Source organism: Microbacterium proteolyticum, assembly GCF_029639405.1.
Lineage (GTDB): Bacteria > Actinomycetota > Actinomycetes > Actinomycetales > Microbacteriaceae > Microbacterium.
This window is the reverse complement of record NZ_CP121274.1, coordinates 2,450,499-2,473,633: the sequence shown is the minus strand read 5'-3', so window position 1 is coordinate 2,473,633 and position 23,135 is coordinate 2,450,499. Positions and strand designations below refer to the sequence as shown.

The 23,135-nt window shown below is 68.8% G+C and carries 20 protein-coding genes and 2 rRNA genes; 2 read left to right on the top strand and 20 right to left on the bottom strand.

Features of this window, described 5'->3' with window-relative positions; all coding sequences use genetic code 11:
* The first annotated feature begins 97 nt into the window (after window positions 1-97).
* On the top strand, window positions 98-676 hold the full coding sequence (locus P8R59_RS12415) for a GNAT family N-acetyltransferase (protein WP_278101317.1): 579 nt from the start codon (window positions 98-100) through the stop codon (window positions 674-676).
* Between the two features lie 39 nt (window positions 677-715).
* Window positions 716-1,099 carry an RNA-binding S4 domain-containing protein gene (locus P8R59_RS12410; RefSeq protein WP_278101316.1) on the top strand — a complete coding sequence of 128 codons (384 nt, stop codon included), beginning with the start codon at window positions 716-718 and terminating at the stop codon, window positions 1,097-1,099.
* A 199-nt stretch (window positions 1,100-1,298) separates the two neighbouring features.
* Here the strand turns inward: P8R59_RS12410 and P8R59_RS12405 are convergent, their stop codons facing one another.
* The 20 genes from P8R59_RS12405 to P8R59_RS12310 all read right to left on the bottom strand — a co-directional run bounded on the left by P8R59_RS12405 (window position 1,299) and on the right by P8R59_RS12310 (window position 22,819).
* Entirely contained in the window at window positions 1,299-2,201 is a 903-nt protein-coding gene (locus tag P8R59_RS12405; protein WP_278101315.1) for an NUDIX hydrolase, read from the bottom strand.
* Between the two features lie 203 nt (window positions 2,202-2,404).
* Window positions 2,405-2,848: a DUF805 domain-containing protein gene (locus P8R59_RS12400; protein WP_278101314.1), complete on the bottom strand. Its 444-nt coding sequence runs from the start codon at window positions 2,846-2,848 to the stop codon at window positions 2,405-2,407.
* Window positions 2,849-3,160: 312 nt separating this feature from the next.
* On the bottom strand, window positions 3,161-4,684 hold the full coding sequence (gene der / locus P8R59_RS12395) for a ribosome biogenesis GTPase Der (protein WP_077052605.1): 1,524 nt from the start codon (window positions 4,682-4,684) through the stop codon (window positions 3,161-3,163).
* A complete protein-coding gene (gene cmk / locus P8R59_RS12390; protein ID WP_278101313.1) occupies window positions 4,674-5,414 on the bottom strand; it encodes a (d)CMP kinase in 741 nt (246 codons plus the stop codon). The genes der and cmk overlap by 11 nt, the downstream gene beginning before the upstream one ends.
* Complete coding sequence (locus P8R59_RS12385; RefSeq protein ID WP_278101312.1) at window positions 5,407-6,540, bottom strand: prephenate dehydrogenase; 1,134 nt, start codon at window positions 6,538-6,540, stop codon at window positions 5,407-5,409. Before P8R59_RS12385 ends, cmk begins: the two co-directional genes overlap by 8 nt.
* A 52-nt stretch (window positions 6,541-6,592) precedes the next feature.
* The gene (locus P8R59_RS12380) at window positions 6,593-7,354 is read right to left on the bottom strand and encodes a pseudouridine synthase (protein WP_278101311.1); all 762 of its coding nucleotides are present in this window, start codon (window positions 7,352-7,354) and stop codon (window positions 6,593-6,595) included.
* On the bottom strand, window positions 7,351-7,950 hold the full coding sequence (gene scpB, locus P8R59_RS12375; protein ID WP_278101310.1) for an SMC-Scp complex subunit ScpB: 600 nt from the start codon (window positions 7,948-7,950) through the stop codon (window positions 7,351-7,353). The genes P8R59_RS12380 and scpB overlap by 4 nt, the downstream gene beginning before the upstream one ends.
* Window positions 7,940-8,776, bottom strand: coding sequence for a segregation and condensation protein A (locus P8R59_RS12370; protein ID WP_278101309.1), 837 nt, complete (start codon window positions 8,774-8,776; stop codon window positions 7,940-7,942). Before P8R59_RS12370 ends, scpB begins: the two co-directional genes overlap by 11 nt.
* Window positions 8,760-9,662, bottom strand: coding sequence for a ParA family protein (locus tag P8R59_RS12365; RefSeq protein WP_278101308.1), 903 nt, complete (start codon window positions 9,660-9,662; stop codon window positions 8,760-8,762). The genes P8R59_RS12370 and P8R59_RS12365 overlap by 17 nt, the downstream gene beginning before the upstream one ends.
* 299 nt (window positions 9,663-9,961) lie before the next feature.
* Window positions 9,962-10,891, bottom strand: coding sequence for a site-specific tyrosine recombinase XerD (gene xerD / locus P8R59_RS12360; protein ID WP_278101307.1), 930 nt, complete (start codon window positions 10,889-10,891; stop codon window positions 9,962-9,964).
* Between the two features lies 1 nt (window position 10,892).
* Window positions 10,893-11,471, bottom strand: a complete 579-nt coding sequence (locus P8R59_RS12355; protein ID WP_077052611.1) for an NUDIX domain-containing protein — start codon at window positions 11,469-11,471, stop codon at window positions 10,893-10,895.
* Between the two features lies 1 nt (window position 11,472).
* Window positions 11,473-13,182: a CTP synthase gene (locus P8R59_RS12350; RefSeq protein WP_278103822.1), complete on the bottom strand. Its 1,710-nt coding sequence runs from the start codon at window positions 13,180-13,182 to the stop codon at window positions 11,473-11,475.
* A gap of 132 nt (window positions 13,183-13,314) precedes the next feature.
* Window positions 13,315-15,015, bottom strand: coding sequence for a DNA repair protein RecN (recN, locus tag P8R59_RS12345; RefSeq protein WP_278101306.1), 1,701 nt, complete (start codon window positions 15,013-15,015; stop codon window positions 13,315-13,317).
* On the bottom strand, window positions 15,012-15,932 hold the full coding sequence (locus P8R59_RS12340) for an NAD kinase (RefSeq protein ID WP_278101305.1): 921 nt from the start codon (window positions 15,930-15,932) through the stop codon (window positions 15,012-15,014). Before P8R59_RS12340 ends, recN begins: the two co-directional genes overlap by 4 nt.
* On the bottom strand, window positions 15,929-16,729 hold the full coding sequence (locus P8R59_RS12335; protein WP_278101304.1) for a TlyA family RNA methyltransferase: 801 nt from the start codon (window positions 16,727-16,729) through the stop codon (window positions 15,929-15,931). The genes P8R59_RS12340 and P8R59_RS12335 overlap by 4 nt, the downstream gene beginning before the upstream one ends.
* Complete coding sequence (locus tag P8R59_RS12330; RefSeq protein WP_278101303.1) at window positions 16,726-16,887, bottom strand: hypothetical protein; 162 nt, start codon at window positions 16,885-16,887, stop codon at window positions 16,726-16,728. The genes P8R59_RS12335 and P8R59_RS12330 overlap by 4 nt, the downstream gene beginning before the upstream one ends.
* 19 nt (window positions 16,888-16,906) lie before the next feature.
* Window positions 16,907-17,944 (bottom strand): HAD-IIA family hydrolase, encoded by a 1,038-nt coding sequence (locus tag P8R59_RS12325; RefSeq protein WP_278101302.1) that lies wholly within the window; start codon window positions 17,942-17,944, stop codon window positions 16,907-16,909.
* On the bottom strand, window positions 17,941-18,588 hold the full coding sequence (locus P8R59_RS12320; protein WP_278101301.1) for a hypothetical protein: 648 nt from the start codon (window positions 18,586-18,588) through the stop codon (window positions 17,941-17,943). The genes P8R59_RS12325 and P8R59_RS12320 overlap by 4 nt, the downstream gene beginning before the upstream one ends.
* Window positions 18,589-19,489: 901 nt before the next feature.
* Window positions 19,490-19,606, bottom strand: a 5S ribosomal RNA gene (gene rrf, locus P8R59_RS12315).
* Between the two features lie 101 nt (window positions 19,607-19,707).
* Window positions 19,708-22,819: ribosomal RNA gene (locus P8R59_RS12310) — 23S ribosomal RNA — on the bottom strand.
* Window positions 22,820-23,135: the final 316 nt, after the last annotated feature.

Sequence of the window (23,135 nt, the reverse complement as noted above, 5' to 3'; positions counted from 1 at the left end):
CCCGCGAACCAGCGGCGCCCCGGGCGTGTGCGCCCGCCGATCCGCAACCCCCGCGGCATCCCTTGCCCGTGTCCGACCCCCTCGCTACGGTCGCCGCATGGCTATCGAGATCCTCCCCGCGACCGGTGACCGCTTCGACGACGCCGAGACCGCGCTCGACAGCGGCGACGGTCCCGAATGCCAGTGCCAGTGGTGGCTGCTGCCGAACGGCCCGTGGAAGGACGCGTCGGTCGCCGACCGCACCGAGATGTTCCGCGCCGAGCTCAACGGCGACCTGCCACCCGGACTCATCGCCTACGTCGATGGCGAACCGGCCGGGTGGGTGCGGGTCGGCCCGCGGACGGCCCAGCCTCGACTGGCCCGCACCCGCAACGTCACCGGTTCCACGACCGAACCGCTCGACGACGAAGATGTCTGGGCGGTCACGTGCTTCGTCGTCCGCAAGGCGCACCGCGGTGGCGGACTGATGCGCGACCTGCTGGATGCCGCCGTCGACGCCGCCCGCGACGGCGGCGCGCGCGTCGTTGAGGGGTACCCGCGCGACCCGTCCGCGGCGAAGATCCCGGTGAACGACCTCTACCTCGGCACGGTGTCGATCTTCGAAGAGGCGGGGTTCACCGTGGTCGACCGCCCCAAGCCCGACCGCGCGCTCGTGTCCCTCACGCTCCGCGACTGATCGCCCCACCTACGATGGAGGTTCCTCGAAGGAGCCTCGATGACGGATGCCACGCCCACCGCGCGCGTCGACGCGTGGCTGTGGGCCATCCGCGTCTACAAGACCCGGTCGGCCGCGACCACGGCGTGCCGCGCGGGCCACGTGCGCGTCAACGGCGAGCGCGCGAAGGCCGCCCAGCCGGTCCGCCCGGGCGATGAGCTGCGCGTGCGGATCCAGGGTTTCGACCGCATCCTCGTGGTGAAGAAGACCATCGCGAAGCGTGTCGGCGCGGCGCTGGTCGCCGAGGCTGCCGACGACCGCACTCCCCCGCCGCCGCCCCGCGAGAGCACCCCCTTCGTGCCGGTCCGCGACCGCGGCGCCGGACGCCCCACGAAGCGCGACCGCCGCGAGATCGAGAAGCTTCGCGGGCGCGACGTCGACTGAGGCCGCACAACACCAGCGATCCGCACAACCTCACCCACGATCCCGGGCCTGCAACTCACGCCGCGCGAATCACTGACCTAACGCCGCACGCCCCGGCTGCCCGCACCCGCCGCACAACCTCGGCGATCCCCACAACCTCAGCCACGACCCCGCGCCCGCAACTCACCCCGCGCGAATCACCGAGCCGACGCCGCCGGCCTCAGCCCAGCTGCTCCCGCAGCCACCGAACCCCGCGCACCGACGCGCCGAGCTCCTCGACGCGCGCCGCGAGCCCGCGGTCGCTGGTCACGACGATCACGGGGTTCCACGACCCCACGAGCTTCCGCGCGACGGCGACGATCTCGTCATCGCCCGACCCCGCAGCCCGGAACACACCCACTTGGTCCGCGTCCACGTCCGCCGCCCGCGCGTCGCCCTCGAGCACTGCCGACACGAACGGGAACCAGCGCGTGGCCGCGAGACCGAGGTGCTCGGCATCCACCCCGTCGATCGCGAGCCGCGAGAGCTGCGCCAGCAACCGCGACGCGGCACCCGCGCGGTCTTTCCACCACCCGTCGGGCACCGACCCCACGACGTTCGCGACGTCGACGATCACCGCGGGTCGCGCCGACAGCGCGTCGCGCAGCACCGGCCATGCGGAAGCGAACCCGGGGTGGAGGGGGCGGGATGCCACATCGTCGACCGGCACCCACTCGAGCGCCACGCTCTCGGGGTCGCTGATCACCGGCTCGAACGGCGTGGTCACGTCGGCGACGAGCGTCGAGTACGACCAGATCCCGAGGTCGAGGACGCTCTCGAACCGGGGCTGCACGGCATCCACGGGGACCCCCGCTTCCTCCGCCGACTCGCGCAGCGCGCCGTCGCGGGCGGATTCGCCCTGGTGCCGCGCGCCGCCGGGGAGCGCCCACGTGTCGCCGAAGTGGCTCCACGAGACGCGGTGCTGTAGCAGCACTCCGCGCTGAGCGTCGACGGCGAGCAGTCCGGCGGCGCCGAAGCGTCCCCAGTAGCGCTCGCCCGTGGGCGCTTCGACCCAGGCGTCGCCGGGATCGCGGGGTCCGTGCGGACGCCGCGGCTCACCGGGGGCGGGGGGTTGGATCGTCATCCTCCCCAGCCTGGCACAGCCACAGCCCACGAGACGCCCCGCGTGTCACACGCCGCCGTCCGCCGCGAAAACCCCCGCCGGAACGGCGAGACTGCATCCCCCCGACGAATCCACTGCAGTATGCAATGGCGATGTCAGGCGGATGCAGTCTCGCGGCTCCATCGTCGGCGAACCGACCGCCGCACGGCACGACGCGCGACGGACTACCGGTCGAAGCGAGCACCCTCGGGGTTCGGTCCGAGCAGCGTGAAGATGAACAGGATGAGACCGCCGACGAGCGGCACCAGACCGATGAAGACCCAGAATCCGCTGTGGTTGGAGTCGTGCAGGCGCCGCACCAACAGCGCGATGCCGGGGACGATCGTCCCGAGCCCCCAGACGATGACCAGCACGAGGAAGACGATGCCGAGACCCGTGCCGACGACGACGGCGCCATCCGAGCCGGCCTTGAGGCCTCCCGTGACCAGCGCGAGGATCTGCAGCACGAAGTTGACGATGGCGGCCACGAGCCACCACCACCAGTACTCGCTGCGGCTCGCGCGACCGGTGAACGTGGCGTACTTCGCGAAGAACCGGCGGACGGCCGCGCTCAGCGGAGCCCCGTAGTACGGCTGATCGAGCGGCGGCGCGCTGACGGAACTGGACATGATGCTTCCCCCTTCGGCATCCCCCACGGATGCGCGTCTACGGGCCGGACGCCCGCCTCACGGACACTACCGACCGACCGCCTCCGCGCACAGCAATTTCTCAGACTGTGACGGCCCGGATGCTGCTCCCGCGCCCGCACCACTCACCGTCCCGCGGATCCCGGCCCGACACGCCGCCCCGGCGGCATCCCACCTCGGCGCGTCCGCCCCGAACTCCACCCGACGGAACGACCCGGCGCACGGCCAGGCTGGGATGCCGAACCCCCGGACAACACGAACGCCCCGGCCGTAACCGGGGCGTCGTGGGGCGACTCAGCGCTGGCGCTTCTCGCGGATGCGCATGTTCAGCACGATCGGGGTGCCCTCGAAGCCGTAGATCTCGCGCAGGCGCCGCTGGATGAACCGGCGGTAGCCCGGGTCGAGGAACCCGGTGGTGAAGAGCACGAAGGTCGGCGGACGCGTCGACGCCTGCGTCCCGAACAGGATGCGGGGCTGCTTTCCGCCGCGCAGCGGGTGCGGGTGCTCGGCGACGAGTTCGGCGAGGAACGCGTTGAACTTGCCCGTCGGGATTCGCTGGTCCCACGACTCCAGCGCCGTCTCGAGCGCCGGCACGAGCTTGTCGAGGTGACGACCGGTGCGGGCGGAGATGTTCACGCGCGGCGCCCACGTCACGTGCGCGAGGTCCTGCTCGATCTCGCGCTCGAGGTAGCGGCGACGGTCGGCGTTCTCCATGTCGTCGTCGTTCAGGCGGTCCCACTTGTTGAACGCCAGCACGAGCGCGCGCCCCGACTCGAGCACCAGGTCGATGATGTTGAGGTCCTGCACGCTGATCGACTGCGACACGTCGAGCACGACGACGGCGACCTCGGACTTCTCCAGGGCGGTCGAGGTGCGCAGCGACGCGTAGAAGTCGGCGCCCTGCTGCAGGTGCACGCGACGACGGATGCCGGCGGTGTCCACGAGCGTCCAGAGCTTGCCGCCGAGCTCGACGACCTCGTCCACGGGGTCACGGGTGGTACCCGCGAGCTCGTTCACGACGACGCGCTCTTCACCCGCGGCCTTATTCAACAGCGACGACTTGCCCACGTTCGGGCGGCCGAGGATCGCGACGCGGCGCGGGCCGCCGATCTCGTACTTGGCGACGGCCGAGATCTCGGGCAGCACCTTCATGAGCTCGTCGAGGAGGTCGGCGACGCCGCGGCCGTGGATGGCCGAGACGGGGTGCGGTTCGCCGAGACCGAGGTTCCACAGTGCCGCGGCCTCGGGCTCCTGGCGGGCGTCGTCAACCTTGTTCGCCACGAGGAACACGGGCTTCTTGGTCTTGCGCAGCAGCCGCACGACGTGCTCGTCGGTCGCGGTCGCGCCCACCGTGGCATCCACCACGAACAGGACGACGTCGGCGAGGTCGATTGCGACCTCGGCCTGCGCGGCAACCGAGCGGTCGATTCCGCGCGCGTCCGGCTCCCAACCGCCCGTGTCCACCAGCGAGAACCGGCGGTCGAGCCACTCGGCCTTGTAGGTCACGCGGTCGCGGGTGACGCCCGGGGTGTCCTCGACGACGGCCTCGCGGCGGCCGAGGATGCGGTTCACCAGCGCCGACTTGCCGACGTTCGGGCGACCCACGATCGCCACGACCGGCAGCGCCGGCAAGAACTCGATCCCGTCCTCTCCCCCGGCGAGACCCGCGAGCAGCGCCGCGTCGTCCTCGTCGAGGTCGAAGTCCTCGAGGCCCGCGCGCAGCGCTTGCGCGCGCTGTTCGGCCAGGACCTCGTCCAGCTCGGCCATCTTCTCGGCGAGCTGGTCGGGCCCGCCTTCGTACTCGTCGTCAACGCCCATCGCGGGCTCCCATCGTGGAGTCGACGACGTTCAGCACGGCGTCGACGGTCTGTTCGAAATCGAGGTGGGTCGAGTCGACGACCTGTACGCCGGGGGCGGCGGTGAGGAAGTCGACGACCGTGGAATCAGCCGCATCGCGCTTGTGCAGCGCTGCCGCGACCGCGGCGGCGTCCTGCGAGGTCAGCTCGGCGCTGCGGCGGGCGGCGCGCACCTCGGGCGCCGCGGTCAGAAGGATGCGCACGGGCGCATCGGGGTACACGACCGTGGTGATGTCGCGGCCCTCGACCACGACACCCCGCAGGCCCGAGGATGCCACGAGCCGACGGAACAGGTCGTTCACGGCCTGCCGCACGGCGGGGACGCGGGCCACGCCGCTCACGGCGTCCGTGACGCGCGGTTCGCGGATCGCGGCGGTGACGTCGGTTCCGCCGACGCGGACCCAGCGGTCGGCCGGGTCGAGCGAGATGGCGTAGTCGAAGTCGCCGAAGACCTCCAGCACCGCGGTGGCGTCGGAGGTGTCGCTGCCGTGCTCGAGCGCGTGCCACGCGAGGGCGCGGTAGGCGGCTCCCGTGTCGAGGAATCCGTAGCCGAGGCGCACGGCCGTGGCCTTCGAGACGCTCGACTTGCCGCTGCCGGCGGGACCGTCGATCGCGACGACGGCGGGAACTCCGGATGCCGATCCCTCGGCGGGGGCGACGACGCCGGGCCGGAAGATGGTGGGGTCAGTCATGGGTGGTGCTCGCAATCCGCCATCCGCGCTGCTGGAGCCCGTCGACGGCTCGGCGGACGGCGTCGGGGACGACACTGATCTCGGCCAGGCCGAAGGGGGCCCCCGGCGAGTGCTCGAGACGCAGGTCTTCGACGTTGACGTCGAGGTCGCCCAGCTCGCCGAAGAGGCGGCCGAGCTGGCCGGAGGTGTCGTCGACCATGACGACGAAGGTGTCGAACCGGCGGTTCTGCCCGTGCTTGCCCGGCAGACGCTCGACGCCCTCGTTGCCGCGGCGGATCGTGTCGGCCACGGTGCGGCGGGCGCCGGGGGCGTCCGGATCGCGCAGTGCGGCGGCCACGTCGCCGAGGTCGGAGGCGAGCTGGTCGAGCACTTCGACCACGGGAGCCGCGTTGGCGCCGAGGATCTGCACCCACAGTTCGGGGGCGGATGCCGCGATGCGGGTGGTGTCGCGCACGCCCTGTCCCGCGAGACGAAGGGACCCATCGGGCGCCTCGACGAACCGGCCGGCCAGGAGGCTCGCGACCAGCTGCGGAACGTGCGACATCAGCGCGACGGACTCATCGTGCTCTTCGGGCGTCATCTCGATGAGCGTGGCGCCCAGGTCGAGCGCGAGTCCCTCGACGAGGGACAGATCGTGCGCCGAGGTCTCGGCGTCGCGGCACACCACCCACGGGCGTCCGACGAAGATGTCGGCGCGCGCGGAGATCGCTCCCCCGCGTTCGCGTCCGGCCATCGGGTGCGACCCGATGTAGTGCGTGAGGTCGACGCCGCGCGCGCGGAGCGTCCGCAGCGGCTCGAGCTTGATGCTCGCGACGTCGGTGACCACGGCGCCCGGGTAGGCCGCGAGCTCGCGCTCCACGACGTCGGCGACGACGTCCGGCGGCACGGCGACGACGATCAGCGACGGCCGGTCGTCATCTCGCTCGGCGCGCCCGGCGCCGTAGTCGATCGCGAGGCGCAGCTGCGACGGCGACGTGTCGGAGAGCACGACGTCGACGCCGAGAGCGGTGAGGGCGTGGCCGACGCTCGCCCCGAGAAGGCCCGACCCGACGACGCGCACCGTGCCGCTGGTACGGGTCGCCAACGGCGCCTCCGCGCGCGCGGACGTTCCGTTCGGTTCGATCATCGGGTCTCCTGCTGCCCTGGCGGTGGCGTTCGCACCGCGCGGCGCCCGAGGGTCACTCGGCCGGAGCGGCCGGAGTGTCGCCGTCTCGACGAGACAGCGTGAGCAGTGCGCCACGTTCTACTGTAGTCAACTCGCGGGCCTTCCCCACCGGGAGAGTTCCCAGGTGAAGGGGGCCGAACTGACGCCGGACGAGTTCGACGACGGGGTGGCCGACCTCGGCCATCATGCGTCGCACGATCCGGTTCTTCCCCGAGTGCAGCGTCAACTCCACCAGACTCTCCCCGCGCGAGGAGTCCAGGAGCCGCGCCTTGTCGGCCGCGATCCGCCCGTCCTCGAGCTCGACGCCCCTGATCAGCCGCTGGATCGTCTGCGGCAGCACCTGCCCCTCGACCTTCGCGATGTACACCTTCGTCACGCCGAACGAGGGGTGCGCGAGCACGTGGGCGAGGTCGCCGTCGTTGGTGAGGACGAGGAGCCCCGAGGTGTCGGCATCCAGGCGTCCGACGTTGAACAGGCGCTCCTCCCAGTCCTTTGTGAAGCCGCGGAGGTCGGGGCGCCCGCGGTCGTCGCTCATCGAGCTGACCACGCCGGTCGGCTTGTTGAGGATGACGTAGCGCTTGGACGTGTCCAGCTGGATCGCCGTGCCATCGACGTCGACGAGGTCGGTCTCCGGGTCGATCCGCGAGCCGAGCTCGGTGACCACTTCGCCGTTGACCCGCACGCGGCCCGCGACGATCATCTCCTCCGAGACCCGGCGCGACGCCACCCCCGCGTTCGCGAGCACCTTCTGCAGGCGTATGCCCTCTTCGCTCATCTGAGCACCTCTCCGTCGAATCCGTCCGCGCCGTCGTCGAGCAACGGCGAGATGTGGGGCAGCTCGTCGAGCGAGTTGATGCCCAGGTTGACCAGCAGCTGGTCGGTCGTCCCGTAGTGGATCGCGCCCGTGTCCGGGTCGGTGAACACCTCGGTGATCAGTCCACGGGCGAGGAGCGTCCGGACGACCGAGTCCACGTTCACCGCCCGGATGGATGCCACCTGCCCCCGCGTCATGGGTTGCTTGTAGGCGATGACGGCGAGGGTCTCCAGCGCCGCCTGCGACAGGCGCGAGGGCGCCTGCGTGTTGACGAACTCCCCCACGACGTCGTCGTACTCTTCACGGACGTACAGCCGCCACCCGCCCCCGACCTCGCGCAATTCGAAGCCGCGGCGGGGGCCGCCGGTCTCGCCGTCGTAGTCGGCCACGAGGCCCTCGATGGCCTGACGCACGGCCGGGACCGGTGCGGCGACGGCCGCCGCCAGCGACACGAGGCTCTGCGGCTCGTCGAGGATCAGCAGGATCGCCTCGAGCCGACGGGCGACGGATGCCGTGTCGTTCGGGCGCGCGGCGGGCTCGGTCGGGTCATCGGTCATAGTCGGCTCCCAGGGCGGCGAGGTTCTCTTCCGACCACCTCTCGGCGGTCCAGCGCAGGGTCAGCTCCCCCAGCGGTTCGAGTTGCTCGAACGACAGCGCGGCGTGGCGGTACAGCTCGAGGATCGCGAGGAACCGCGCCACGACGACCCCGGTCTGCGTCACTCCGGCGACCAGGTCGCGGAAGTTCAGCGTCCCCGATCCGCGCAGCAGCGTCACGACGATCGCGGCCTGCTCGCGGATGCTCACCAGTGGCGCGTGCAGGTGATCGAGGCCGACGGTCGGCAGCTGCTTCGGCGCGAGCGCGACGACGGCGAGCGCCGCGAAGTCCTCGGCGCTGAGCGTCCACACGAGCTCCGGGACGGCGCTGCGGTACTTGGCATCCAGCCGCACGTTCCGCGTGTGCCGCCGGTCCTCGCGCTGCAGGCAGCGCGCGAACCATGCCGACACTTCCTTGAAGGCCCGGTACTGCAGCAGACGCGCGAAGAGCAGGTCGCGCGCTTCGAGCAACGCCACGGATTCGGCATCCACAAGCTCGCCCTGCGGCAGGAGACCGGCGATCTTCATGTCGAGCAGGGTCGCGGCCACGACGAGGAACTCGGATGCCTCGTCCAGATCGCCCTCGGGGCCGAGCGCGCGGAGGTGCGCGATGAACTCGTCCGTGACCCGGCTCAGCGCGACCTCGGTGATGTCGAGTTCGTGCGCCGAGATCAGGTTCAGCAGCAGGTCGAACGGTCCATCGAAGACGGGCAGCGAGACGCGGAACCCGGTGGAGTCGACGCCCTCCGGCGCCGTAGGGACGGTGCCGTCGTCAGGCGACGGCGCCACGGGCGACCAGCTCCCGCGCCAGCCGCAGGTAGGCCTGCGCGGCGGCGTGCTCGGGCGCGAACTCCGTGATCGGCATGCCCGAAACAGACGCATCCGGGAACTTCACCGTGCGTCCGATGACCGTTTCGAGGACGTCGTCGCCGAACGCCTCGACCACGCGCTCCAGCACCTCGCGCGAGTGCAGGGTGCGCGCGTCGTACATCGTGGCGAGGACCCCGTCGAGTTCGATGGCGGGGTTCAGTCGATCGCGCACCTTGTCGATGGTCTCGACCAGCAGGGCGACACCGCGCAGGGCGAAGAACTCGCACTCGAGCGGGATCAGCACGCCGTGGGCGGCCGTGAGCGCGTTGACGGTGAGGAGTCCGAGCGACGGCTGGCAGTCGATGAGGATGACGTCGTACTCCGCCGCGACCTTGCGGAGCACGCGGGCGAGGATCGTCTCACGCGCGACCTCGTTGACGAGGTGCACCTCGGCGGCCGACAGATCGATGTTGGCCGGGAGGATGTCGAGGCCCTCGACCCGCGTGGAGACGATGACCTCGTGCGGGTCGCGCTTGGTGTCGAGCAGCAGGTCGTAGATCGTGGGGACGTCGTGCGTCTGGATCCCGAGACCCGCCGACAGCGCGCCCTGCGGGTCGAAGTCGACCGCGAGCACGCGGCGGCCGTAACCGGCGAGCGAGGCGGCGAGGTTGATGGTCGTCGTCGTCTTGCCGACGCCGCCCTTCTGGTTGCAGAGGGCGATGATGCGGGCGGGACCGTGGCTGTCAAGCTTCGCGGGCGTCGGGAATCCGCGGTACGGCCGGCCTGTGGGGCCGAGGATGACCTCGTCCGCGCTCTTCGCCGTCCCCTTCGTGCTCGCCGACACCGAGTCTCCCGCCTTCGTCATAACGGTGTCGAGTCTACTCGCCGGCCCGTCGCCCGCCGGGAGACCACGCGGTGCGCGCTGCCGCGGCACGTACCCAAAACAGGCGGATGCCCCCGCGACAGGCCGAACGCAGTCGAAACGCCCTGTTTCCGCCGCATCGCCTGTTCTCGCGACGCGCGACCTCGCCTGTTGCGCAGCGCACCGCGTCGCGAAAACAGGCGCGGCCCCCGGAACAGGCCGATATCGGTCGGATTCCCCTGTCCTGGTCGCATCCCCTGTTCTCAGCACGACGAGAGGATGGCACTCCCCGCCGTCCCCCGTCACCGTGCCCGCGGGTGCGCGGTGGCGTACACGTCGCGGAGGGCGTCGACCGAGACGTGCGTGTAGATCTGCGTCGTGGCCACCGACGCGTGACCGAGGAGTTCCTGCACCACGCGCACGTCGGCGCCGCCCTGCAGCAGGTGCGTCGCGAAGGAGTGCCGGAGCGTGTGCGGCGAGACGTGCGCGGTGAGCCCCGCCCGCTCGGCGGCGGCCTGGATGATGAGCCACGCGCTCTGCCGCGACAGCGGCGCCCCGCGGACCCCGAGGAACAGCCGCGGGGTGGCCCTGCCCTTGGCCGCCCACGCGGGCCGGACCCGCGTGAGATACGCCTCCACGGCGGCGCGGGCGTAGGACCCGACCGGGACGATCCGTTCCTTCGCGCCCTTGCCGCGCACCCGCAGCACGTCGCCGTGCGCGGTGTCGTCCACGTCGAGCTGCACGATCTCCGACACGCGCGCGCCCGTGGCGTACAGCAGTTCCAGCAGAGCCCGGTCGCGGACGGCCGACGGGTCGGCCGCCGTGGCGTCCTCCGACCCGGGCGCGGGGCCAGCGGCATCCAGGAGCTGTTCGACCTGACCGATCGACAGCGCCTTCGGGAGCCGACGAGGCGCTTTCGGTGGGCGCAGCCGCCCGCTCGGGTCGTCGTCGGCGCGTCCTTCGCGCACGAGGAAGCGGTGCAGCCCCCGCACCGACGACTGCAGTCGCGCGAGGGACGAGGCGGCGGGCGGCGGCTCCGCCGAGGCGCGCTCGGCGGCGAACTCGGCCACCGTCGCCGGGGTCACGGCATCCGTGTCGCCGATCCCCCGCGAGACCAGCCATTCCGTGTAGACGGCGAGGTCACGGCGGTACGCGGCGACGGTGTGGTCGGACAGGCCCCGTTCGAGCGCGACGTGCCGGAGGTACGTCTCGACCGCGCGCCCGAGGTCCACGTCAGGCCGACGCGGCCTCGCGGCGCAGCACCTCGGCCGCCGCGAGCACACCCGTGGCCAGGATGCCGTTGCGCAGGCGCCCCTCGAGCACCCCGTCGATCACGTCGGCCAGCGGCACGCGCTCGACGCGCATGTCGGACTCCTCGTGCTCGCGCTCGTAGTCGGTGACGACCTCGGACAGGCCGCGGGCGAGGAAGAGGTGGACGATCTCGTCGTTGCCGCCCGGCGTCGTGTGCACCGACACCAGGTGCTGCCATCGCTCGGCGACGAGGTCGACCTCTTCGGTCAGCTCGCGCTTCGCCGTCTCGAGCGGGGGCTCCCCGGCCACGTCGAGGAGACCCGCCGGGATCTCCCAGTCGCGCTCCTTGATGGGCTGCCGGTACTGCTGGATGAGCACCACACGGCCGTCGTCGTCGAGGGCGACGACCGCCGCGGCGCCGGGGTGCTCGACGTACTGCCGGGTCATCTCCCCGTCGCCGTACTTCACGGTGTCGGAGCGGAGATCCCACACGGCCCCCTGGAAGACGAGGTCGCTGGCGACGACCTCCAGGTCGACGGGCTCGTCGCGCAGCGACTCCATGTCAGTCCTCCTCGACGTCGAACAGCTCGCTCGAACGGTGACGCTCGAGCGCCGCGCCGACCAGTCCGCGGAAGAGCGGGTGCGGCTCGGTGGGGCGCGACCGCAGCTCGGGGTGGGCCTGCGTGGCGATGTAGTACGGGTGGACATCGCGCGGCAGCTCGACGTACTCGACGAGGTCGAGGTCGGGGTTGAGCCCCGAGAACACCAGACCCGCGTCGCTCAGCTGCTGACGGTAGGCGTTGTTGACCTCGTAGCGGTGGCGGTGCCGCTCGGACACCCGGTTCCCGCCGTAGACCTCGGCCGCGAGCGACCCCTCGGCGAGGTCGGCCGGGTAGAGACCCAGGCGCATCGTGCCGCCGAGGTCGCCGCTCTGCAGGATGTCGATCTGCTCGGCCATCGTGGCGACGACGGGGTGCACGGTGTCGGGGTCGAACTCGCTCGACGAGGCTCCCTCGAGGCCGGCGACGGTGCGCGCGTACTCGATGACCATGCACTGCAGTCCCAGGCAGATGCCGAGCGTCGGGATCCCCTGCTCACGGGCGAAGCGCAGCGCACCGAGCTTGCCCTCGATCCCGCGGATGCCGAACCCGCCGGGGACGATGATCCCGTCCACCGCCGAGAGGGCCTTCGCCGCACCCTCGGGTGTCTCGCAGAGGTCGGAGGGGATCCACGTGATCTTGACGTGGGTCTCCTGCGCGAAGCCTCCGGCCTTGATGGCCTCGGTCACCGACAGGTAGGCGTCGGGGAGGTCGATGTACTTGCCGACGAGCCCGATGGTGACCTCGTGCTTGGGGTTGTGCACCGCCTGCAGCACCCGCTGCCAGCGCGACCAGTCGACGTCGGCGGCCTTGTCGATGTCGAGCGCGTCGACGATGTAGGAGTCGAGTCCCTGGTCGTGCAGCATCGTGGGGATGTCGTAGATGCTCGGCACGTCCACGGCGTTGACGACCGCGTCCTCGTCGACGTCGCACATGAGCGCGATCTTGCGCTTGTTCGACTCGGTGACGGGCCGGTCGCTGCGCAGGACCAGCGCATCGGGCTGGATGCCGATGGAGCGCAGGGCCGCGACGGAGTGCTGGGTGGGCTTGGTCTTCTGCTCGCCCGAGGCACCCATGAAGGGCACCAGCGAGACGTGCACGAAGAAGACGTTCTTGCGGCCGAGCTCGTGGCGGATCTGCCGCGCGGACTCGATGAACGGCTGCGACTCGATGTCGCCCACCGTGCCGCCGATCTCGGTGATGATCACGTCGGGCTGGGGCGACTCGGTGGACTGCAGGCGCATGCGGCGCTTGATCTCGTCGGTGATGTGCGGGATGACCTGCACGGTGTCGCCGAGGTATTCGCCGCGGCGCTCACGGGCGATGACCTGCGAGTAGATCTGGCCGGTCGTGACGTTGGCGGCCTGGCTGAGCTCGATGTCGAGGAAGCGCTCGTAGTGCCCGATGTCGAGGTCGGTCTCGGCCCCGTCGTCGGTGACGAACACCTCACCGTGCTGGAACGGGTTCATCGTGCCCGGGTCCACGTTGAGGTAGGGGTCGAGCTTCTGCATGACGACGCGCAGTCCACGCGCCGTGAGAAGGTTGCCGAGGCTTGCCGCCGTCAGGCCCTTGCCGAGTGACGAGACCACTCCTCCGGTGACGAAGATGTGCTTCGTCGTGAAGGTCGATGCCGTGGTGTTGTCGTCTGAATGTCCCGCGTCCGAAGTCTGCATCACGGGCTTCGATCCTATCAGTCGTCTCGGAGGGTGGTCGCGCGGAACGCTCCGCGCGTTGGGGGAAGTCTGGCATCCACCGCCGACACGCGTGTCACCCGGACGTGACGATCCCGTGTCGCCCGGGCGGGTTCAGTGCGCGCCGCGGCCCGTCTCCAGCAGCTCGCGCGCGTGGGTCAGCGCGGCGTCGGAGTCGCTGAGTCCCGAGAGCAGACGGGCCATCTCGGCCTCGCGTTCGGCGCCTTCCAGACGACGGACACTGGATGCCGTGACCGCGCCGTCGTTGCCCTTGACCACGGTGAGATGGTTGCCGGCGAAGGCCGCGACCTGGGCGAGGTGGGTCACCGCGATGACTTGCGACGACTCCGCCAGCCGGGCGAGTCGCCGTCCGACCTCGATCGCCGCGGCGCCACCGATTCCGGCATCCACCTCGTCGAAGACGAACGTCGGCACCGGATCGACGCCGGCGATGACGACCTCGATCGCGAGCATCACCCGGCTCAACTCACCACCGGACGCCCCGCGCGAGACCGGTCGCGGGTCGGCGCCGGGGTGGGGTGCGAGCAGGATCGCGACGTCGTCGCGCCCGTGCGCCCCCGGCGTCGACGATGGTGTGACCTCGACGGTGAGCTTCGCGTCGGGCAACGCGAGGGCGTGCAGTTCCTCCGTGACGGCGGCGCCGAGCCGCGCGGCCGCCTCGAGTCGCGCCGCGGTGAGGGCGTCGGCGGCGGCATCCAGTTCGGCGGCCGCCGCATCGCGCTGCACGCCGAGCCGTTCGACGCGATCGCCGTCGTCGTCGAGCTCGAGCAGCCGGGCCGATCCGGTCTCCAGCAGGGCGATGGCGGCATCCACCGAACCGTGTGCGCGAGCCAGCGCCGCCAGGACTCCGCGCCGCTCGTCGACCGCGGCGAGTTCGTGCGGGCCGGATTCGTCCAGGTCCGCGAGGTAGCCCGAGAGCGCGACCGCGATGTCGGTGGCACGGTAACCGAGGTCGGCGATCTGCTCTCCGATGGACGCGAGTTCCGCGTCGCTCGAGGCCACGCGTTCCAGGGCGCGGCGCGCCTCCGCCAGCAGCACGACCACGTCGGGGCCGTCGTCGTCGCTGGAGAGCACCGCATGGGCGCTCACCGCGGCGATCCGCAGCTCCTCGGCGTTCGCGAGGCGCTCCGCGCGACGGGCGAGATCCTCCTCCTCGCCGGCGATCGGCGCAGCCGCCTCGATCTCGGTGATCGCCGCGCGCAGTTCCTCCGCCTCGCGGGCGCGGCCGTCCCGGTCCGCCGTCAGGGTCGCCAGTTCGGCATCCAGCTCGCGCCAGGTGTCCCACGCACTCCGGTAGGCGGCACGCGCCGCGGTGACCGGATCTCCGCCGAAGCGGTCGAGCGCGTCACGCTGAGCGGATGCCGAGCGCAACCGCAGCTGATCGGATTGGCCATGGACCACCACGAGGTCGTCCGCGAGGTCGGCGAGCACGCCCGCGGGAGCGGTACGGCCCCCCACGGTCGCGCGCCCACGGCCTTCGCTCGAGACCGTGCGTCCGAGGTACAGCTCGGCGGCGCCGTCGCCGAGCGGTTCGACGTCTCCCCCGGCTTCGCGCACGCGCGCGGCCACCGGACCGTCTTCGGGGACGAGCCACACGCCCTCGACCGCGGCCTGCGCCGCGCCCGATCGCACGGCGCCCGAATCGGCACGCTGGCCGAGCAGCAGCCCGAGACCGGTGACGACCATGGTCTTGCCGGCGCCGGTCTCGCCGGTGATGGCGGTGAACCCGCGTCCGATCGGCAGGGTCGCGTCGGCGATCACGCCGAGGTCGCGCAGCCGCATCTCCTCGATCACGGCGTCCCTCCCAGCGCGCCGCGCCACCCGGTCACCGGCAGCCGGAACTTCCGCACCAGCCGGTCGGTGAAGGCCGCGGGGTGCAGACGCGCGAGGCGCACGGGCCGCGACGACCGGCGCGCCACGACACGGGCTCCGGGCGGCAGTTCGTGCGAGCGCCGTCCGTCGCACCACAGGATGCCGCTCCCGCTCGTGCGTTCGAGCACCTCCACGGCGACGGTGGCGTCGGGGCTCACCACGAGAGGACGGGCGAAGAGCGCGTGGGCCGACAGCGGCACCACGGCGATGGCCTCGACGGTGGGCCAGATGACGGGCCCGCCGGCGGAGAAGTTGTATGCGGTCGACCCGGTGGGGGTCGCCACGACGATGCCGTCGCATCCGAACGACGACAGCGGCCGCCCGTCGACCTCCATGACCACCTCGAGCATGCGCTCGCGGCTCGCCTTCTCGACCGTCGCCTCGTTCAGCGCCCAGGTCTCGAAGATGACGCGATCGTCGGCATCGAGCACCTTGACCGCGAGAGCCAGGCGCTCCTCGACGCGGTAGTCACGGGCGATCACGCGACGTACGGCGTCGTCCATGTCGTCGCGCTCGATCTCGGCGAGGAACCCGACGTGCCCCATGTTGATGCCCAGGATCGGCGCCGTGCCCCCGCGCACCGTCTCGGCGGCGCGCAGGATCGTGCCGTCACCCCCGAGGACGATCGCGAGCTCGAGGTCTTCCACTCCGACGTCGACGCCCAGGGTCTCGACCCCGTCGAGGGGCAGGCGTTGCGCGAGCTCCGGGCGGTCCTCGGCGGACACCACGGGTATCGCCCCGGCCGCGCGCACGGCGTTCAGGACGCGCTGCGCGGCCTCGACGGTGTCGTCGCGGCGCGCGTGGACGACGAGGAGGATACGGCGTTCGCTGGGGGTCATCGGCTTCCGGTCAGTCGGGTCACGGTGCTCTCCCATTCTGAGGGGTCGGTGCCGCGGGCGTCCGAGAACCACGCCATGTACTCGTGGTTGCCGTGGGTCCCGACGATCGGCGACGAGATGAGTCCCGCCGTCCTCAGGCCCGCGTCCCACGCCGCCCACAGCACGCCGTGCACGGCGTCGGCGCGCAGGGCGGGATCGGTCACGAGTCCGCCCTTCACCGCCGTGCGTCCGACTTCGAACTGCGGCTTGATCAGCAGGACGATGTCGGCGCCCGGCGCCGACGTCTCCGCGACAGCCGGCAGCACGTGGTGCAGGGAGATGAACGAGAGGTCGCCCGACACGATCGACGGACGCTCCTCGACCCCGGTCGCGGCGGCGAGGGTCGCGGCTGTCATGAACCGGACGTTGTACCCCTCGACCGACACGACCCCGGGGTCGCCGGCCACGGCGGAGGCCAACTGCCCGTGCCCGACGTCGACGGCCAGCACCGGGCGGGCGCCCCGCTCCCGCAGGACCTGCGTGAAGCCACCCGTGGACGCGCCGAGGTCGAGGGCGACACGTCCGGACGGGTCCAGCTCGAACGCGTCGAGGGCGGCCAACAGCTTGTGCGCGCCGCGACTGACGTAGTGGTCGGCGACGGCCACCTCGATGAGTGAATCGTCCTCGACGCGCACCGAGGATTTGACCACGCCACGCCCGTCGACGGTCACCAGACCGTCCGCGATCAGCTGTGCGGCGTGCGTGCGCGAGCGCGCCAGGCCGCGGGCGGCGAGCTCGGCATCCAGGCGCCCGGTCATCCGTCGGCCGACGGGGTGACGCCCGACTCGAGCCGACGAGCGAGTTCGTCGTGCAGCGCCGCGTACGCGTCGGCGCGCGCCTCCAGCGGCTGTTCCTCGATGATGCGGAGGCGGCCGATCAGTTCGGCGTCGGCATCGGTCTCACGGTCATCCGACATGGATGCCATCGTATCGGCGTCACCGCACGCGGAACGGGTCTGCGTACAACTGCTCCGGGACCCGGAAACCGAAGATCGCGCGACCGGAGTTCCAGATCGCGGCCGCTCCCGCTCGCAGGAGGTCGATCTGCCTGCTTCCTTCGGACACGATGCGCAGGTCGACGCCGTCGACCTCGATGATCGCGTCGCCGACGCGGGTGCGCTCGCCCTTCACGATCGTGGCGGGGTACGGTTCGAACAGCTGCCGCAGGTCCTCGACGATGTAGTCGGGGCGCTGGTTCGGCGCCGCGGCGAGGAGCTGCTTCGGCCGGTCGATTCCGGTGAGCACGTGCACGGACGCCATCTCCGCTCCGCGCGCGCCCTGCACGTCGGTGTCGAGACGGTCACCGATGAACAGCGGCGACGTGGCGCCGGTCCTCGCGACGGCGACGTCGAAGATCGGTCGCTCCGGCTTGCCTGCCACCGTCGCCAGTCGGCCGACGGCCGTGTGCACGGCCGAGACCAGGGTGCCGTTGCCCGGCGCGATGCCGCGCGCCTGCGGGATCGTCCAGTCGGTGTTCGTGGCGATCCAGGGGATGCCGCCGTCCTCGAGGGGCGTCGCGAGGGCGTACGCCGCCTCGGCGAGCTGCTTCCAGCCGACCTCCGGGGCGAAGCCCTGGACGACGGCCGCGGGTGAGTCGTCCGCGCTTCGGGTGACGACGAACCCCGCCTTCTCGACCTCGACGACGAGACCCTCTCCCCCGACCACGAGCAGGGTCGACCCGGCGGGGACGAGTTCCGCGAGCAGACGCATCGCCGCTTGCGGGCTCGTCACGACGTCCTCGGGTGCGACGTGCAACCCCAGCGAAGTGAGGTGCTCCGCGACCGAGGCGTCCGTGCGCGAGGCGTTGTTCGTGATGTAGCCGAGCCGACGGCCTTCGTCTGCGGCGCGGTTGAGACTGTCGACGGCGTGGGGCAAGGAGCCGGGGCCGGCGTAGACCACGCCGTCCAGGTCGGCGAGCACGACATCGACACCGTCGAGCGGTGTGCGTTCCGCCTTGCTTCGCCCGAAGATCATCGTTCTTCGCCTTCGTCCTCGTCGTCATCCTGCACGGGGATCACCCCGGACGCGACGTCCACTCTGCCCTCGTCATCGACGAGATCGATCTCTTCGACGACGATGACCTCGCGGTCCGCGACGCCCGCGGCCGCGTCGAGCGCCTCGGCTGCGATCTCCGCACGGCGGAACCACTCGGCAGCCTCGTCGTCGCGCCCCAGTTCTTCGAGGACCGCGGCACGCGCCGCGAAGAGGGCGGGGCTCCATTCGAACGCGCGATCGGGATCGGCCTCGGGGATGTCGAGTTCCTGGAGGGCACGCTCCGGCTCTCCGAGATCCAGACGCGCGCCCGACATCGCGATGGCGAGCTGCGCACGCACGGCCGTCGGCAGCGTCGACCGGTCGACGGCACGCCCCTCTTCGAGGGCGCGGTCCGGACGCCCGACACCACGCTCGCTGTCGACGATGAGCGGAAGCTGCTCGTCCGATCCGGAGATCCGGCGGTGGGTGCGGAGCTCGCGCAGCGCGAGCGCGAAGTCGCCGATGGCGTAGGCCGTGATCGCGACCGTCTCGCGCACGATCGCGATGCGTCCCGCGCTCCGCGATGCGGCCAACGCGTGCTGATGCGCCAGGGCCGGGTCGTCGTCGATGAGACGGGATGCCATCACGAGGTGACGAGCGACGTTCTCCGCGTTGTCCTTGCTCAGTGTCTTGAGCTCGTTGCGCGCCGCGCCGGGCAGGTCGCGGGCGGTGACGTCCTCGGGGATCTCCGGCCCACGCTCCCGCTGATCCTGCGGCGGACGCGTGGCGCGGCCTTCCGTGCGGTCGAAACGCCGCGGCGCTCCGGCGCCGGGCCGACGGTCACCGGACGGCCGGCGATCTCCCGCCTCCCCGCGCGGGCGGTACGGACGCGCGTCCCCACCCTCCGAACGCGGACGATACGGACGAGAATCCCCACCCTCCGAACGCGGACGATACGGACGAGAATCCCCACCCTCCGAACGCGGACGATACGGACGAGAATCCCCACCCTCCGAACGCGGACGATACGGACGAGGATCCCCACCCTCCGAACGCGGACGATACGGACGGGCGTCGCCATCGCGACGCGGCCGATCAGCGGAGCCGCCCTCGCGACGGTAGGGGCGAGAATCGCCGTCGCGACGCGGTCGGTCAGCACCGCCGGCGTTCGACGTGCGCCCCTGCCCGTCACGACGCGGGCGGCCATCGCCACTCGACGGACGTGCTCCGGCATCAGCGTCGCGGCGCGGACGATACGGCTGGTCACCCGCGCGACGCGGTGCGCGATCATCACCGTCTCGGCGTGGACGCGCGCTGCGGTCGCCCGCTCCACGGGCGGGGCGGGCGGAGGAATCACTAGCTGAACGGCCCCGATCGGCGCCGCCACCCGAAGATGATCGCGGTCGGGATCGGTCGTCGGAGCGACCTCCGTTGACGTTGCGCTCGTTCGCGTCGTCGTTCGACATGACGATCCTTCCCCCGGAAAAGTGTCCGTATATGCGAAATGGCCACCCAGCGTTGGGTGGCCATTTCGTCTTAGAAGAAGTCCGGCGGTGTCCTACTCTCCCACAGGGTCCCCCCTGCAGTACCATCGGCGCTGAGAGGCTTAGCTTCCGGGTTCGGAATGTAACCGGGCGTTTCCCTCTCGCTATGGCCGCCGAAACACTATTGATGTTTCAAAAACCAACAACGATCATGTCATTGTCGTGTTCCCGACCGTACATCGAGAACCACTCAGTGGACGCAAGCACCAAAAACGGTGTGTTATCAAGTCATCGGCTTATTAGTACCGGTCAGCTTCACGTATTACTACGCTTCCACATCCGGCCTATCAACCCAGTAGTCTGGCTGGGAGCCTCTCACCATAAATGGTATGGAAGTCTCATCTTGAGGCCGGCTTCCCGCTTAGATGCTTTCAGCGGTTATCCATCCCGAACGTAGCTAATCAGCGGTGCTCCTGGCGGAACAACTGACACACCAGAGGTTCGTCCAACCCGGTCCTCTCGTACTAGGGTCAGATCCTCTCAAACTTCCTACGCGCGCAGCGGATAGGGACCGAACTGTCTCACGACGTTCTAAACCCAGCTCGCGTACCGCTTTAATGGGCGAACAGCCCAACCCTTGGGACCTACTCCAGCCCCAGGATGCGACGAGCCGACATCGAGGTGCCAAACCATGCCGTCGATATGGACTCTTGGGCAAGATCAGCCTGTTATCCCCGAGGTACCTTTTATCCGTTGAGCGACAGCGCTTCCACAAGCCACTGCCGGATCACTAGTCCCGACTTTCGTCCCTGCTCGACCTGTCAGTCTCACAGTCAAGCTCCCTTGTGCACTTACACTCGCCACCTGATTGCCAACCAGGTTGAGGGAACCTTTGGGCGCCTCCGTTACATTTTGGGAGGCAACCGCCCCAGTTAAACTACCCACCAGGCACTGTCCCTGAACCGGATCACGGTCCTAAGTTAGATATCCAGAGTGACCAGAGTGGTATTTCAACAATGACTCCACGAACACTGGCGTGTCCGCTTCACAGTCTCCCACCTATCCTACACAAGCCACACCGAACACCAATACCAAGCTGTAGTAAAGGTCACGGGGTCTTTCCGTCCTGCTGCGCGTAACGAGCATCTTTACTCGTAATGCAATTTCGCCGAGTTCGCGGTTGAGACAGTTGGGAAGTCGTTACGCCATTCGTGCAGGTCGGAACTTACCCGACAAGGAATTTCGCTACCTTAGGATGGTTATAGTTACCACCGCCGTTTACTGGGGCTTAAATTCTCAGCTTCGCCTTGCGGCTAACCGGTCCTCTTAACCTTCCAGCACCGGGCAGGCGTCAGTCCGTATACATCGTCTTGCGACTTAGCACGGACCTGTGTTTTTAGTAAACAGTCGCTACCCACTAGTCTCTGCGGCCACCACACCCTTTCGGAGCAAGTCCTAATAAGTGGATGGCCCCCCTTCTCCCGAAGTTACGGGGGCATTTTGCCGAGTTCCTTAACCACGATTCTCTCGATCTCCTTGGTATTCTCTACCTGACCACCTGAGTCGGTTTGGGGTACGGGCGGCTAGAACCTCGCGTCGATGCTTTTCTCGGCAGCATAGGATCACCCACTTTTTATCCGCATCGTGTCTCAGCCTTAATGAGTGACGGATTTGCCTATCACTCGGCCTACGCACTTGCACCAGGACTACCATCGCCTGGCTTGGGCTACCTTCCTGCGTCACACCTGTTAATACGCTAGCCGCACCAGCATGGGGTCGAGCGTTCACACAGACAACCATCACCCCGAAGGGATCCGGAAAATTCCATGCTAGGACTCTTAGCACCACTGGATTAGCTTGGGCGGTTCTTCGCCGGTACGGGAATATCAACCCGTTGTCCATCGACTACGCCTGTCGGCCTCGCCTTAGGTCCCGACTTACCCAGGGAAGATTAGCTTGACCCTGGAACCCTTGGTCTTTCGGAGGACGTGTTTCTCACACGTCTTTCGCTACTCATGCCTGCATTCTCACTCGTGTCGCGTCCACGGCTGGGTCACCCCGCCGCTTCACTCGCGACACGACGCTCTCCTACCCATCAACACGGCTGGACCACGAAGGCCTACCAAAAATGTCAATGCCACAACTTCGGTGGCGTGCTTGAGCCCCGTTACATTGTCGGCGCGGAATCACTTGACCAGTGAGCTATTACGCACTCTTTCAAGGGTGGCTGCTTCTAAGCCAACCTCCTGGTTGTCTAAGCAACTCCACATCCTTTCCCACTTAGCACGCGCTTAGGGACCTTAGATGGTGGTCTGGGTTGTTTCCCTCTCGACTATGAAGCTTATCCCCCACAGTCTCACTGCTGCGCTCTCACTTACCGGCATTCGGAGTTTGGCTGACGTCAGTAACCTTGTAGGGCCCATCGGCCATCCAGTAGCTCTACCTCCGGCAAGAAACACGCAACGCTGCACCTAAATGCATTTCGGAGAGAACCAGCTATCACGAAGTTTGATTGGCCTTTCACCCCTATCCACAGCTCATCCCCTCAGTTTTCAACCTAAGTGGGTTCGGTCCTCCACGACGTCTTACCGTCGCTTCAACCTGGCCATGGATAGATCACTTCGCTTCGGGTCTAGGACACGCGACTGAATCGCCCTATTCAGACTCGCTTTCGCTACGGCTACCCCACACGGGTTAACCTCGCCACGTATCGCTAACTCGCAGGCTCATTCTTCAAAAGGCACGCTGTCACCCCTACTAAGGAGGCTCCAACGGTTTGTAAGCAAACGGTTTCAGGTACTATTTCACTCCCCTCCCGGGGTACTTTTCACCTTTCCCTCACGGTACTTGTCCGCTATCGGTCATCTGGGAGTATTTAGGCTTATCAGGTGGTCCTGACAGATTCACACGGGATTTCTCGGGCCCCGTGCTACTTGGGATACTCTTCACGCCAAGAACAGGCATTTCGACTACGGGGTTCGCACCCTCTATGACCGGCCATTCAAAACCGTTCGTCTATACCCTCTTGTCACGTCGACTGCTCGGCAGAACAATCAGAAAAGTCCCACAACCCCCAACATGCAACGCCTGCCGGCTATCACACACGCTAGGTTTAGCCTCTTCCGGTTTCGCTCGCCACTACTCACGGAATCGCTGTTGCTTTCTCTTCCTGTGGGTACTGAGATGTTTCACTTCCCCACGTTCCCTCTACCCGCCCTATATATTCAGGCGGGAGTCACCAGGTACGCACGCGCCCTGGCGGGGTTTCCCCATTCGGACACCCTCGGATCAAAACTCGCTTATCAGTTCCCCGAGGCTTATCGCAGATTGCTACGTCCTTCTTCGGCTCCAGATGCCAAGGCATCCACCGTTTGCTCTTAAAGACTTGAAATCACATGAGTTGAATCGTCAAAAAATTGACTAATGATCTTTAAGATCATCTACACCACACAACCCCGAAGAGTTGCATGGAAGATGCTCGCGTCCACTGTGTAGTTCTCAAAGTACGGGCGGTACCCTTCCCGCATGCCACAACCGTGACACCAGAAAAGGCCCTAGAGGAACAGCCACCAACCAGATCCGAAAACCCGATCAGCGCCCGGCCCCTCAGGACCCAACAGCGTGCATGTGCCAGACACTCCAACCCCGAACCGTTCCTGCAGCAAGCTGCGTACTAGACCCGGAACCATCGTCCCCGACACCTCGTC

What these genes read in the sequence shown, in the direction of transcription:
- P8R59_RS12335 (WP_278101304.1), bottom strand. Translation starts at nt 16,729, where the DNA reads ATGACCGGGCGCCTGGATGCCGAGCTCGCCGCCCGCGGCCTGGCGCGC.
- der (WP_077052605.1), bottom strand. Translation starts at nt 4,684, where the DNA reads ATGGGCGTTGACGACGAGTACGAAGGCGGGCCCGACCAGCTCGCCGAG.
- P8R59_RS12330 (WP_278101303.1), bottom strand. Translation starts at nt 16,887, where the DNA reads ATGTCGGATGACCGTGAGACCGATGCCGACGCCGAACTGATCGGCCGC.
- cmk (WP_278101313.1), bottom strand. Translation starts at nt 5,414, where the DNA reads ATGACTGACCCCACCATCTTCCGGCCCGGCGTCGTCGCCCCCGCCGAG.
- P8R59_RS12385 (WP_278101312.1), bottom strand. Translation starts at nt 6,540, where the DNA reads ATGATCGAACCGAACGGAACGTCCGCGCGCGCGGAGGCGCCGTTGGCG.
- P8R59_RS12410 (WP_278101316.1), top strand. Translation starts at nt 716, where the DNA reads ATGACGGATGCCACGCCCACCGCGCGCGTCGACGCGTGGCTGTGGGCC.
- P8R59_RS12415 (WP_278101317.1), top strand. Translation starts at nt 98, where the DNA reads ATGGCTATCGAGATCCTCCCCGCGACCGGTGACCGCTTCGACGACGCC.
- P8R59_RS12320 (WP_278101301.1), bottom strand. Translation starts at nt 18,588, where the DNA reads ATGGCATCCCGTCTCATCGACGACGACCCGGCCCTGGCGCATCAGCAC.
- P8R59_RS12405 (WP_278101315.1), bottom strand. Translation starts at nt 2,201, where the DNA reads ATGACGATCCAACCCCCCGCCCCCGGTGAGCCGCGGCGTCCGCACGGA.
- P8R59_RS12340 (WP_278101305.1), bottom strand. Translation starts at nt 15,932, where the DNA reads ATGACCCCCAGCGAACGCCGTATCCTCCTCGTCGTCCACGCGCGCCGC.
- P8R59_RS12380 (WP_278101311.1), bottom strand. Translation starts at nt 7,354, where the DNA reads ATGAGCGAAGAGGGCATACGCCTGCAGAAGGTGCTCGCGAACGCGGGG.
- P8R59_RS12400 (WP_278101314.1), bottom strand. Translation starts at nt 2,848, where the DNA reads ATGTCCAGTTCCGTCAGCGCGCCGCCGCTCGATCAGCCGTACTACGGG.
- P8R59_RS12365 (WP_278101308.1), bottom strand. Translation starts at nt 9,662, where the DNA reads ATGACGAAGGCGGGAGACTCGGTGTCGGCGAGCACGAAGGGGACGGCG.
- P8R59_RS12355 (WP_077052611.1), bottom strand. Translation starts at nt 11,471, where the DNA reads ATGGAGTCGCTGCGCGACGAGCCCGTCGACCTGGAGGTCGTCGCCAGC.
- P8R59_RS12325 (WP_278101302.1), bottom strand. Translation starts at nt 17,944, where the DNA reads ATGATCTTCGGGCGAAGCAAGGCGGAACGCACACCGCTCGACGGTGTC.
- P8R59_RS12350 (WP_278103822.1), bottom strand. Translation starts at nt 13,182, where the DNA reads ATGCAGACTTCGGACGCGGGACATTCAGACGACAACACCACGGCATCG.
- scpB (WP_278101310.1), bottom strand. Translation starts at nt 7,950, where the DNA reads ATGACCGATGACCCGACCGAGCCCGCCGCGCGCCCGAACGACACGGCA.